11 protein-coding genes are annotated in these 13349 nt (G+C 41.5%); 5 read left to right on the top strand and 6 right to left on the bottom strand.

Annotation, left to right across the window (positions count from 1 at the left end; translation table 11 throughout):
* Positions 1-235 precede the first annotated feature (235 nt).
* A complete protein-coding gene (locus IEZ33_RS03670; protein ID WP_191602370.1) occupies positions 236-715 on the top strand; it encodes an FKBP-type peptidyl-prolyl cis-trans isomerase in 480 nt (159 codons plus the stop codon).
* 154 nt (positions 716-869) lie between these two features.
* Positions 870-1130, top strand: a complete 261-nt coding sequence (locus IEZ33_RS03675) for a GNAT family N-acetyltransferase (RefSeq protein ID WP_191602371.1) — start codon at positions 870-872, stop codon at positions 1128-1130.
* 35 nt (positions 1131-1165) lie between these two features.
* Here the strand turns inward: IEZ33_RS03675 and IEZ33_RS03680 are convergent, their stop codons facing one another.
* Together IEZ33_RS03680 and IEZ33_RS03685 are read right to left on the bottom strand one after the other, a co-directional pair.
* Positions 1166-1426 carry a DUF3820 family protein gene (locus tag IEZ33_RS03680; RefSeq protein ID WP_191602372.1) on the bottom strand — a complete coding sequence of 87 codons (261 nt, stop codon included), beginning with the start codon at positions 1424-1426 and terminating at the stop codon, positions 1166-1168.
* A gap of 49 nt (positions 1427-1475) precedes the next feature.
* Positions 1476-2363 carry a LysR family transcriptional regulator gene (locus IEZ33_RS03685; protein WP_191602373.1) on the bottom strand — a complete coding sequence of 296 codons (888 nt, stop codon included), beginning with the start codon at positions 2361-2363 and terminating at the stop codon, positions 1476-1478.
* A 269-nt stretch (positions 2364-2632) separates the two neighbouring features.
* On the opposite strand from IEZ33_RS03685, the gene IEZ33_RS03690 reads away from it, so the two are divergent.
* Together IEZ33_RS03690 and fghA are read left to right on the top strand one after the other, a co-directional pair.
* Positions 2633-3748, top strand: coding sequence for an S-(hydroxymethyl)glutathione dehydrogenase/class III alcohol dehydrogenase (locus IEZ33_RS03690; RefSeq protein ID WP_191602374.1), 1116 nt, complete (start codon positions 2633-2635; stop codon positions 3746-3748).
* Between the two features lie 118 nt (positions 3749-3866).
* On the top strand, positions 3867-4709 hold the full coding sequence (gene fghA, locus IEZ33_RS03695; RefSeq protein WP_191602375.1) for an S-formylglutathione hydrolase: 843 nt from the start codon (positions 3867-3869) through the stop codon (positions 4707-4709).
* Between the two features lie 113 nt (positions 4710-4822).
* Here fghA and IEZ33_RS03700 read toward each other — a convergent pair whose 3' ends face one another.
* Both IEZ33_RS03700 and IEZ33_RS03705 read right to left on the bottom strand, forming a co-directional pair.
* Entirely contained in the window at positions 4823-5845 is a 1023-nt protein-coding gene (locus tag IEZ33_RS03700) for an alpha/beta hydrolase (protein ID WP_191602376.1), read from the bottom strand.
* Positions 5846-5874: 29 nt separating this feature from the next.
* The gene (locus IEZ33_RS03705; protein WP_191602377.1) at positions 5875-6162 is read right to left on the bottom strand and encodes an HlyU family transcriptional regulator; all 288 of its coding nucleotides are present in this window, start codon (positions 6160-6162) and stop codon (positions 5875-5877) included.
* A 300-nt stretch (positions 6163-6462) separates the two neighbouring features.
* Here IEZ33_RS03705 and IEZ33_RS03710 point away from each other — a divergent pair, with 300 nt between their 5' ends.
* Positions 6463-7062 carry a YitT family protein gene (locus tag IEZ33_RS03710; protein WP_191602378.1) on the top strand — a complete coding sequence of 200 codons (600 nt, stop codon included), beginning with the start codon at positions 6463-6465 and terminating at the stop codon, positions 7060-7062.
* Between the two features lie 80 nt (positions 7063-7142).
* Here the strand turns inward: IEZ33_RS03710 and IEZ33_RS03715 are convergent, their stop codons facing one another.
* Positions 7143-8357: an aspartate aminotransferase family protein gene (locus IEZ33_RS03715; RefSeq protein WP_191602379.1), complete on the bottom strand. Its 1215-nt coding sequence runs from the start codon at positions 8355-8357 to the stop codon at positions 7143-7145.
* 53 nt (positions 8358-8410) lie between these two features.
* Entirely contained in the window at positions 8411-13228 is a 4818-nt protein-coding gene (locus IEZ33_RS03720) for an NAD-glutamate dehydrogenase (RefSeq protein WP_191602380.1), read from the bottom strand.
* Between the last annotated feature and the right edge of the window lie 121 nt (positions 13229-13349).

The raw sequence follows: 13349 nt of genomic DNA on the forward strand, positions 1-13349 counted from the left end.
CTCTTTTCAGTATCTGTATTGATGCGATATACAATGTCTTATAAAGCATTATTATAGAAAAGCGTGAAAAAAGTAAGGGATATGGTGTGTTTCTTTGTAAGTGATTTCCTACAAAATTTGCTTTGGAAGGCGTAAGTTCATGATATTTGCTTTTTTACTAAGAAAAATAACAGACATTTTCTGTTTAAAAAAACATAATATCACTACAACATACATTCATAAAATAAGGTATTAAATGTCTATTTCAAAAAATAAAGTGGTGCAGTTCCACTACACATTGCGTAGCGAAGGCGAATTGATTGAAACATCGGCGGGTAAAGACCCTGCGGCTTTTTTGTTTGGTCATGGAAGTGTTATTCCTGGTTTAGAAAAAGCGATGGAAGGCAAAACAACTGGGGACGAGTTTGACGTTGATGTTGACGCAGTTGATGCGTATGGTGAACGTTTTGATGACCGTCAACAGCAGGTGCCAGTAAAACACTTACAAGGTGCTAAGCGTTGGAAACCAGGCATGGTTGCCATGGTGCAAACGGATAAAGGCGCGCGCCAAGTAACGGTTGTAAAGGTTGGTCTAAAACATGCGACAGTAGATTTAAACCATCCACTATCAGGCAAAGCTTTAAGTTTTTCGATTCAAATCGTTGACGTTCGTGATGCCACAGAAGAAGAAATTTCTCATGGCCATGCTCACGGCGTTGGTGGACATAACCATTGATCAATTGATCGCTTTTATACCGAAAGGCTCTATAAATTGAGTAGAGCCTTTTATATGGTTGAGGCCTTTGTGCAAAGGAGGCATTCATTATCTCGAGCAATGGTCTTGATCTGAGCACAGTCGTTACTCAGACTTGGTATTAGAAAGGTCGATTATGTTGAAACATTCTCCAGAGCAACAACTTTTTCAATTTGAACAAGATAATGATATGGCGATACTGAAATATAAGCTCATTGTTGATAATGACCTAGGGCCATCATACGTTGATTTTTACAGCACGTTTGTCCCTGAAACACTCCGAAGCCAGGGTATTGCTGAGAGGTTGGTAAGAGCAGGGTTAAAATGGGCCAACGACAATAATTTTCAAATAACAGCAAGTTGCTGGTATGTGAAAAAATTTCTTAGAAAAAAGTAGACCGTCTCTTATCTATGCAAACAACTTAATACCTTCTAATCAAAGGTAATTCTTTTCTTCACTTTTGTACTCGAGCTAGCAATCGGTTTTTTTAAAGGTTCAACTAAACTTTCTAAACCATTTATTTTGATTTCTAAGACAAGTTGAAGCCAATTTCCCAGTCTACCTTCAGGCCATCCTTTGTGCTGAAACCAAATCAAATAGGGTTCAGGCAAATCAATTAACAATGTTCCTTGGTATTTACCAAACGGCATAGATTGACGTGCAATTTGAATGAGATCTTCTTGTGAAAACATAGGCTCGCTTACTGATTCGTTTTGCCAGTATTTAAACACATGAGTGAGTTTAAGCAAATGTTGAGTTTTTTTGAAAGCGCTGAATAAGGTAATCACAAATGGCTTGTAATTTTGGCGAGGGTTGTCGGGCTTTTGGATACACCAACCAGACGCCGCTATAAGGGTATTGATACTGTGGGAGTAAGGCGATCAACTTTCCATTCGCAATATCTTCGTTTACATAATAGTCCGGTAGTTGAGCGATCCCCAATCCTTTTCGAACCGCATCTAACAAGGCAGGACCTGAATTACTGCGCCATTGACTTGAGACTTTCACCTCTTTACGTTGACCATTTTGTTGGAATAACCAATGATTTTTGGAGCCTATCAAGCAGCGGTGTTTCGTCAACTCGGTTAAGGTATGAGGCATGCCGTATTGGTCAATATAGTGCCGAGAAGCGCACAGATATTCGACTCGATCGCATAAGCGGCGTGATAAATGACTTGAATCCTTCATAGAGCCCATACGAATGGCTAGGTCAAACCCTTCTTCGATTAAATCTACTGCTCGGTTGGTAAGGTGGAAATCTAAATCGATCTTAGGGTGATCTAATAAGAAGTCATTCATTAAAGGCGCAATATAGCGTTCCCCAAAAGTGGTGGCGCAGGTCATTTTAAACGCACCAATTGGTGCTTGGTTCAGAGTTGAAATCATTTCTTCTGCACTGCTGAGTGCTTCGGGTAAATCGCGGCAATGCTGATAATACAGCTCACCAGCTTCACTTAATCGAATGCGTCGAGTGGTTCTAAATAAAAGAGTGGTGCCCAGATCCGCTTCTAATTGAGAGATCAAGCGGCTGATATGAGAAGCGGAAACATCAAGTTTAATGGCGGCGGCTGAAAAGCTACCCTGTCGAACGACTTCTATGAATGCTTCCATAGATTCCCAGTTTTTCATACTTTTCTCTCTAAGCTAATTAAGCCAGCACTCTGCTAGGTTGAGATGTATCTCAACAAGCCGCTATGCAGCATGGAATGTGGTCAGGTAATAGTATGGTTCTAAATATTAATCAAAACGATTTTGTTACATTGTAACTTAAAGATCTCTATTTTAAATAATTGTTGTTATATGGCAACAATCATTTTCTGAAATGGCTATTATCGTTGGAAATATTTAGGTCTACACTTAATGACACTGTTTATTAGACACATAATTTGGAGAACACGATGAAATGTAAAGCTGCTGTTGCTTGGGGCCCAGGTCAACCACTTAAAATAGAAGAAATTGATGTACAAGATCCGCAAGCGGGAGAAGTCCTAGTTCGCATGGTTGCAACGGGAGTGTGTCATACGGATGCGTTTACGTTATCTGGTGAAGATCCAGAAGGTATTTTTCCTGCGATTTTAGGGCATGAAGGTGCGGGCGTTGTAGAGTCTGTTGGCGAAGGTGTAACAACGCTTAAACCAGGCGATCATGTGATTCCTCTTTACACGGCAGAATGTGGTGAGTGTAAATTCTGTAGATCTGGTAAAACTAACTTGTGTCAAGCGGTTCGTGAAACGCAAGGTAAAGGCTTAATGCCCGATGGCACCAGTCGTTTCAGTATAAATGGCGAGCCAATTTTCCATTATATGGGCACTTCTACTTTCTCAGAATACAGTGTGGTTCCTGAGATTGCATTGGCAAAAGTGCATGTTGATGCGCCGTTGGAAAAAGTATGTCTATTGGGTTGCGGTATCACCACAGGCATTGGTGCGGTATTGAATACGGCAAAGGTAGAAGAGGGTGAAACGGTTGCTGTCTTTGGTTTAGGAGGCATTGGTTTGTCTGTTATCCAAGGTGCTCGCATGGCGGGTGCAGGTCGTATTATTGCCATAGACATCAATGAATCTAAATTCGAAATGGCGAAGCAATTTGGCGCGACAGACTGTATTAATCCGAAAAACTTCGATGCACCGATTCAACAAGTGATCGTTGATATGACAGAGGGTGGCGTAGATTATTCGTTTGAATGTATCGGTAACGTACAAATTATGCGTCAAGCGCTGGAGTGCTGCCATAAAGGTTGGGGCGAGTCCATTATCATTGGCGTAGCGGGCGCTGGGCAAGAAATTTCTACCCGTCCATTCCAGCTAGTGACGGGTCGAGTCTGGAAAGGTTCTGCTTTTGGTGGTGTAAAAGGCCGCAGCCAATTACCAGGCTACGTAGAAGATTATATGAATGGAAAAATCGAAATTGATCCATTTGTGACTCACACCATGGGCTTGGAACAAATTAACGACGCCTTTGATCTTATGCACGAAGGTAAGAGTATTCGAACTGTTATTCTTTTTGATCAATAAGCTTTTCGACAAAAAGGTTGAGGCTTGTGCATGACAATGTGGCATTCACAGCATCGTTTACAAGTCTCATCTTCAAAAATAAGTAACGTATTTACCCGATAAAAAAAGGAGTAACAAGATGGAATTACTTTCTAGTACGAAAAGCTTCGGCGGCTGGTTAAAGCGTTATAGTCACGATAGCTTATCGGTAAAAGGCTCGATGACTTTCGCCATTTACCTTCCTCCACAGGCCGAAACGCAAAAAGTACCTGTGTTATATTGGTTATCCGGTCTCACTTGTAATGATGAAAACTTCACGCAAAAAGCGGGGGCGTTTCGCAAAGCCGCTGAATTGGGTTTGGCTATTGTGTGCCCAGATACCAGCCCTCGCGGTACGGATTACCCAAATGAGCATGAAAATTACGATTTTGGCTCCGCGGCCGGTTTTTATTTGAACGCGACGGTTTCGCCTTACTCGAATACTTACCACATGTACGATTATGTTGTGCAGGAACTACCGCATTTGATCGAGGCAAACTTTCCTGTGAACGAGAAGTGTTCGATCTCAGGTCATTCAATGGGCGGCCATGGTGCGTTAATTTGCGCGTTGAAAAATCCAGGTAAATATCAATCTGTTTCAGCTTTTGCGCCGATTGTTAATCCGACGAATTGTCCTTGGGGTGAAAAAGCCTTTACAGGGTATTTAGGGGAAGACAAAACGACATGGGAGGAATGGGATTCCACTTGTTTAGTAGAAAAGCAAGCTGAAAGCGCGAGTGAGCGCTTAACGCTGTTGATTGATCAGGGGGAAGCTGATAATTTCTTAGTAGAGCAGCTTAAACCTGAGGCACTTGAAGCGGCTTGTAATAAAGCAGGACACCCTCTGATACTTCGCCGTCAGCCAGGTTATGATCACAGTTATTTCTTTATTTCCAGTTTTATAGATGATCACTTAGAGCATCATGCGAACGCATTAAAGTAGTCACTTAATTGGCAATCAAAAAGCGAGCTCTGGCTCGTTTTTTTTGTTCTGTAGGACCGATATTTTATAGATATAAGAAAGACTCATTGAAGCGGTTTTTTACTTATTTTTTATTACACTTGCTTTAATGCATTTAACCAGTTTGAAATAGCCGATAAGTAGTCTTGACGTGCTTTTAGAGGAGACAGATAAAGGTCGTGAAAGCCATGAGGGATGGCGTGTGTGGTTAAGTTTTGATAGATCGATTTTGCCGCTAATGTCATGCTGTCCACATCGAGCGCACCATCTCCTTGAGACATCTCAGCTACGGTGGTCGCGTTATAAGTGCTTTTTTGAGAATGGCACAATAAAGTGGGTAAGTTGATAGCGTGTTTGGTTAACTGATCTTGATTTCGAATGATTTCTTGCAACCATTTAAAGGATAAATAAAACCCGCCTGATGGTTTAAAATCGAGACGATAATCCCATTCTCCACCAAATTTCTTATGCAGTGTTTTAGCGTAGAGCTTGTCTTCGTATGTCTGTTTTTTATAAAAGGGAAAAAGACGAGTTAGTAACGATATTAGCCCCGTCATTTGCTTAATTTTATGAGGTGGAAAAGGGAGGCAAAGAAAGGGGCTGTTTAAAATAAGCCCTATTATTTTGGGTGATTTATGAGTCTGCGTATTTGACTTATCTCTCTGTCTATTTGACTTAGATGTGCATTCTTGAAGGAAACGAGATGCAATAAGGCCTCCGGTTGAATGAGCAAGAATGACAACGTCTTCAATGCCATCTTGTTGCATAATGTCTAATGCGATGGCCAGATCATTAAAATACTGATCTAAGGATTCACAGTCGTTTGGTGGGCTATAAGAGCGAATAGAACGGCCATATCCTTGTAAATCTAAAGCATAAAAGCCGTAGCCATTAGATTGCATATCTTTTGCTAAATCCGCTTGGAAAAAATAATCCGTATACCCATGAAGGTATAAAATAGCCTTTGATGTGCTTGGTTTTGGTTTGTGATTGATCAAATGACAGACCACGTCTGTTTTTGGTCCAGAAAATCGAAAACCTCGTGTTCTAAATGTTTCCCCCAAAAAATCGTCTGCATCAGAAAATTGCTGCCATTGAAAAGAAAAATCTATTTTCATGCGCATTCCTTAGGGGAATAAAGAGAGCGTTAGTTAAAGAGTCGGTCACCAAGTTGGTCTATTGTCATTTTTGCTTTATTAATGGTGACGGTAATGCATTCATCTCGGCCTGCAATAAGGTCAGAGCGGATAAATTTATGAATTTGCTGTGAGTCGCCTTCGCCCTTTGTGATCGTGGCGGCCACACGATGTTGTCCGCCTTCATTTATCGGCGCGGGAATAATAATGAAGCCTTTATAATCAATGGGGTCTTCTTCTTTTTCGGGTGCTGCAGGGCCCGCTGTAAATAGCGATTTAAGACCAGATAAAAAGCTCATTTTTCTATTTCCTATGTTATCAATTAATTCTCCACAGGATACACAGTAATGGCGTTCCAAAGAAAGAGTCAAAGCTCTTCTTTTAAAAAAAAATTATTCGTTTAGAATGTCTCAGTCAATTTTCAATGAATGCCCGCATAATAAAAATTCGAATTGGTATGAATCGTGCTGACAATTTACCCATTGTCTCAACGATCTATTAAAATATAGGTTTTGACACCATAAGCGCTTTCAAAAGAAGCATTTTGTTCATTACTCGGTTAATCACAAATTAACTTGGTGCACTGGAATTAATTAACTATGAAAACGACACACATTTGGCTTTCGATTCTGGAAGGGTGCCTTTTGGCCGCTTTAGGTCTGCATATACTGAATTCGGCGGGTTTATTGATAAGTGGCACGGCGGGCGTGAGTTTTCTCCTCTTGCAATTTGTTGACCTCACATTCGGACAACTCTTTTTTCTATTAAACATCCCTTTTTATATTTTAGCTTGGCAGTCCTTAGGTTGGCGTTTTACGTTAAGAACCTTTTTGAGTGTTAGTTTACTGTCTGCCATTTCTGAACTATTGAGGTTGTATGTTCATATTGACATGAATCCAATCTTATCGGCTACATTTGGCGGTATGCTTGTTGGCTTTGGTCTTATTATTTTGTTTAGACACAATGCTTCATTAGGCGGTTTAAATATCTTAGCGGTTTATTTAGAACGAAAGTTCAATATACACGCCAGTAAAACAACATTAGTTGCCGACCTTATGGTTATTGCCGGTGCTTTTTCTGTTTTGGATGGCCGTGGTTTAGCGTTTTCTTTTTTAGCGTTTTTGGTGTTGAGCTCTATTATCGGTCGTTATCACAAACCTGTGGAAAGGGTAGTGAATACAATCCCTCAGGAAGTATAGTCGATAGCACTATTTTCAGGCATAAAAAAACCCAGTGAATACTGGGTTTTTTGGCTCGATAGTCTAAATATTTTTAGTCATTAAGCGTTAGCGACTACTTTGGCCACAGCTCGTTCTAAACGCACTAGACCTTCAGCTATATCGGCTTCAGGAATGATCAATGATGGTGCCATACGCAATACATCAGGACCGGCAACCAACATTAACAACCCTTCTTCAAGTGCCGCATTTATGAACGCCTTAGCATTACCTTTATACGCCTCGGTAACTTCTGCTCCGATAAGTAAGCCCATGCCGCGAATGTCTGAAAATATTGAGTACTTATCATTAATGGCTTTTAAACCGTCAACAAAAAGCGTATGACGCGCTTTAACGCCATCTAACACTTCAGGTGTGTCGATAATATCAACTACGGCCTCGGCAATGATACAGGCCATTGGGTTGCCGCCATAAGTACTGCCATGCGTACCAAAACCTAAACTTTGAGCCGCTGATTCTGTCGCTAACATAGCGCCAACAGGGAAGCCATTGCCCAATGCTTTTGCAGAGGTTAACACATCAGGCGTAACGCCTAATTGCTCATAAGCAAATAAAGTTCCAGTGCGGCCAACGCCGGATTGAACTTCATCGTATACAAGTAAAGCGTTGTATTGATCACACAGTTCACGAACTTTTTTTGCAAACTCGATGTCAGCCGGAATAATGCCGCCTTCACCTTGAATAGGCTCCATTACAACGGCGCAAGTACGATCTGAAATCAACGCTTTTAGTTGTTCGATGTCGTTATAGTCACAGTGACTGATGCCTTGAGGTGTTGGCTCAAAGCCTTCTTTGTATTTTGGTTGTCCACCAACAGAAACGGTAAAAAGTGTGCGTCCGTGGAACGATTTGTTAAAAGCAATAATTTCGTGTTTTTCAGGACCATAGTGTAAATAGGCGTGACGACGAACAAGTTTGAAAGCCGCTTCATTCGCTTCACCACCACTGTTACAAAAGAAAACTTTATCCGCGAACGTTTTCTCTGTTAATTTCTTAGCCAAACGTAACGCAGGTTCATTTGTCATGACATTGGCCACGTGCCAAAACTTACCGGCTTGATCGCGCATTGCTTCAACTAATTTTGGGTGTGAATGGCCTACAGCGGTCACGGCAATACCACCAGCAAAATCAATGTATTCTTTACCATTACTATCCCACATGCGAGAGCCTTCACCACGCACAGGGATAATGTCAGCGGGTGCATAATTTGGAACCATTACTTCATTGAAAGTTGCTCTCGTTACTTGTTCAGTCACTTCTTATCTCCTTAGAGGAAAGTGGGGCTACCAGATATAGGTAGCCCCGCAGGTTAAATTAGATTTCTTAACTCACGAATCGCAACAGAAATCATCGCTAATGTAAGCTCGCTTTCAGCTTTGATTTCGCCAAAAGTGGTTTGATAATGATGAATACTGTCCGCATTTAATTCATTCCAATGGCTCAGTCTCTGACCTACATTATTGATGTCGGTATTCGATTGAATCACTTCTTGAGTTAAAGTACGTAGACTGTTATCAACTTCATCTCCTAAGCCTGCTTTTGCTTTACGTTGCCACATGTCATTTGCGGTAAGCTCGCTGACTGAATGACGTAACCAATGCAGGTCTAGATCCATTTCTAATGCGAAGTAAGTTTGAGAGACGTCCATTACGTCTTTTTCTGTATTGCTTGCCACGCGGATAATATCCAGCCCATAGAACAAGTAATGCAATGCCGCTATTTTATCGGATAACTCACTTGGGATACCGGTATCCGACAATTTTGAAGACAATGCCGATAGATGTTCTTGGCTTGGCGCCGTAAGAATAGATTGAATGTTTTGACCAATTACTTCAACACCAGGCTTGTAGGTTTCAATTAATTTTTGGATCGACAAGACTTCACGGGTATTACGTAATAACCATAAAGTGGCTCTTTCAAGCAGAGACTGTATGCGAATCAATACTTTATTAAGGACGCTATTTTCTACTGTGAAGTCCAGTTCGTTGATCGCGCTCCATAATGAAGGAATACTGAATATCTCTTCTGCAGCCGAATAAGCGCGAACTAGGTTCAAGGCCGAGGCACTGGTTTCTTCTTGTACGTAAGTACTAAAAGTGGGCCCCATGCGGTTACCAATATTATTGGTAACATGACCCGCTACAATTTCTGGAGCAAGGGCGTGCGTTGCCATGTCCTTGGTAAATTTCTTCGCTAATTGAGTCGGGAAGTAATCTTGAATCTGCTTCATTAAATCCGCATCTTCACCAATGCCATCAGCGACAAGTTGTTCTGACAATTTGATTTTTGAATAGGCTAATAGCACTGAAATTTCAGGGCGAGTTAGGCCATTGCCTTTATTCATGCGTTTCTTGATTTGAGCGTCAGTTGGCAAAAATTCAATGTCACGATTTAAGCGACCGTCTCTTACCAATGACAAGATCAAACGCCAATGATCCGCAAGGCGATCGGCCGCTTGAGAGTTAACCAGTGACAGTGCATGGCTTTGGCCAAGGTTATGGTTTAAGACCAACTTACCGACTTCATCTGTCATATCTGCAAGCAATTTGTTGCGTTGTTTTTCTGTCATGTCGCCACTTTCGACCACACTGTTTAGTAGGATCTTAATGTTTACTTCATGGTCAGAGCTGTCGACTCCCGCCGAGTTATCAATGGCATCGGTACTGACTAAACCGCCAGCTTGAGCAAATTCAATACGACCTTTTTGAGTTAAACCAAGATTACCGCCTTCCCCTACCATTTTGCAGCGAAGTTCGTTGCCATTAACTCGCAATGAATTGTTGCCGCTGTCACCAACATCCGCGTGACTTTCAGATTCTGCTTTAACGTAGGTGCCTATGCCACCATTCCATAATAAATCAACCGGCGCTTTAAGAATGGCTGAAATTAAGTCTGTTGGCGCAAGCGACTTGACGTTACCTTCGATTCCTAATGCTTTACGAATATCGGCATTAATCGGAATGGATTTTGCCGAGCGATTAAAGATGCCGCCGCCTTTGGAGATCAGCTCTTTATTGTAATCTTCCCAAGATGAGCGAGGTAGATTAAACATTCTTTGACGCTCTTCGAAAGAGGTCGCTGAATCAGGCGTCGGATCGATAAAGATGTGCATATGGTTAAATGCGGCCACCAGTCGAATGTGTTTCGATAGCAACATACCGTTACCGAACACATCGCCAGCCATATCACCGACACCTACAGCCGTGAAGTCAGTGGTTTGACAGTTGATACCAACTTCTTTGAATTGACGTTTAACAGATTCCCATGCACCACGTGCGGTAATCCCCATTTTTTTATGGTCATAACCATTAGAGCCACCAGAGGCAAAGGCGTCACCCAGCCAGAAACTGTATTTTTCAGAAATGCTGTTCGCAAGGTCTGAGAAGGTTGCGGTTCCTTTATCGGCGGCAACGACTAGATATGGATCATCTTCATCATAACGTTGTACACTGATAGGAGGCACAACTTCGTTTTGTACTAAGTTGTCGGTAATGTCTAATAGGCCGCTGATAAAGGTAGTGTAGCAACGTACGACTTCCGCTTGCACTTCATCACGTGATGCATTTTTCTTCAGTTGCTTAGCAACAAAGCCGCCTTTCGCACCAGCCGGTACAATGACCGCATTTTTGACCATTTGAGCTTTGACAAGACCTAATACTTCAGTACGGAAATCTTCCATACGATCTGACCAACGTAACCCACCACGGGCGACTTTGCCACCACGCATGTGAACGCCTTCTACCCAAGGCGCATAAACGAATATTTCGAATTTAGGGCGAGGTAAAGGAACGGCTGGAATTTGGTTCGGGTCAAGTTTAAAAGAAACGTAGTATTTGATTTGACCATCAGCGTCCGCTTGGTAGAAGTTCGTACGCAACATCGCCTGAATAACAGACAAGTAATGTTTTAAAATACGGTCTTCGTCTAGGTTAGCGACTAGGTCCAATTCTTCTTCTAGTTTGGCTAAAATTTTCGTCACTTTATCATCACGTTTTGTTGACAATGCTGGGTCAAAACGTTGTTCAAAAAGTTGGACTAATAAACGTGCAATTGTCGCATTTTTTTCCAGTGTCTGTTGCATGTAAGACAAAGAGAATGGCACTTGTAATTGCGTTAAGTATTTAGTGACAGCGCGTAGCATAGTCACTTGACGCCAGGTTAAAGAGGCATCTAATACCAAGGCATTGAAGCGATCGTTTTCTACACGACGATTAAATACTTGGTTAAATGCATCTTGGAAGGCTTCACGCTGTGCCTTTTGATCAAGGTTAACACCTTGATCAACCGAGATAGCGAATTCAACGACCCATGTGTTTTGATCTGAATGACTATCCAGTTCATACGGACGAGCTTCAAGAACGCGTAGTCCCATGCATTCCAAGATAGGCAGAACATCCGAGAGAACTAGCGTCGTACCAGAACCGTATACTTTGAAAAAGTAATTGCCTTTTTCTTGGCCTACTTGATGATAAAGGTGGGTGGTAATCTCACCATTGTCCGCTAAGTTATTTAATCTTTCGATATCCAGAACGGCCGTGTTTGGAGAGAAATCTTCACGGTAAGCCGCAGGCAAGAAAGGCGCGAACTTGTTATACAGCGCATTACTCTTTTCTTCACCCATTGATGTATGCAATGCGTTAAGGAGTTTGTCGTCCCAAGAGTTCATGGCTTCTTGCATTTTGCGTTGAATGTCTTCTACGTCGACATGATCTAAACCGTTCTTAGACGATGTTTGAATAGTAAAGTTGACACGCGCTAAAACAAGCTGTGAGAATTGAACGTTAAATTCTGAGCTGGTGCCATCACAAGCATCAATTAGAATTTGCTGCATTTTAATACGTAGTTCGGTGTTGTAACGATCACGAGGTACGTATACCAACGCATTGATGAAACGACCATAAATGTCTTTACGTAGAAATACTCGCAATTGACGGCGTTCTTGGATCGCAAGAATGCTTTGTATGGTATTCAATAATTCATCAACTGGCGCCTGCAGCATTTCATCACGCGGGTAGCTGTTGAGAATGTGTTTAAGGTTTTTACCTTTGTGGCTGTTTGGATCTACTTCACAGCGATCAACAATATGATCAAGCTTTTTACGTAATAATGGAATGTCTTGTAGTCGAGCAACATAAGCGGCTGAAGAATACAAACCAAAGAAGCGCCATTCACCAATGACTTTACCCGTTTTATCGAAACGTTTAATGCCTAAATAATCCAGATGCACAGGGCGGTGCACGCTCGAAATAGCCGTTGATTTTGTTAAGATAATGGCATTGCTGTTGTCTATTGCCAGTTTTGCTAAACGATCACTTAAAATAATGTCGCGCTTAACAGAATTCGCACCTTTGTCTCTAAAGGTTCCTAGCCCAGAATTTTCAACCAGTTTTAAGTGCGCTTCATCACCTTCTTTAATTAGGTCGTAAGCTCTAAAGCCAATAAAGGTAAAGTGGTCATTTGCTACCCAACGGAGAAAGTCTAGGTTTTCTTTATGTTCAGCGTCTTTGTCTAGATGCTTTACTTGCTCTGACTCTTTGATTATGTTGAGCAAGTTTTTTTGCATAGCAGGCCAGTCTTTTACCGTCTGCTTAACATCCTCTAGGGTTTTCACAATTTCCGCTTTAATTTCGTCAAATTTTGATAAATCAGACAAACGGTCAATTTCAAAACGAATAAGCGCTTCGTTGTTACCTGCATTACTATAAGGTTGTAATGTTTCAAGGTCGCCGTTTTTGTGACGGCCAACATGTAGCATAGGGTGGGATGTTAAATGGATTGTTAGTCCTAGGCGCACCAATGCCATATTAAAGGATGACACAAGGAAAGGCATGTCATCCGTAAGGATTTCTATAACGGTATGTGTTGATTGCCAGCTGTGTTCTTCGTAGTTAGGGTTATAAACACGTATTTTGGGTGTGTTAGGTTTACGGTTCTGTACAAAATCCCATAGGCAAAGAATGGTACCATATAAGTTTTCAATGGGTTCATTCACCATGTCTTCCGTTAAGGAGTCTTGGAAGTACAGACGCGTTAGCTGAATTAGGCTCTCAGTGTTTGTTGGAGAGAAGTTGTCTTTTAACTCAACTTCAATGCGTTCAATTAACTCGATTTTTTTGTTGTTAATCATTTAATACCCATCCTCATGAGTGGTGTTCTTGTAAAACCTATTTTAGTTATAAGATCGCGAATACTGTATTTCAGAGCTATTGTATGATTATTATGAAAAACTCCTTCTTGTGATAGGTGAT

The sequence above is a fragment of the Marinomonas algicola genome (assembly GCF_014805825.1).
Classification (GTDB): domain Bacteria; phylum Pseudomonadota; class Gammaproteobacteria; order Pseudomonadales; family Marinomonadaceae; genus Marinomonas; species Marinomonas algicola.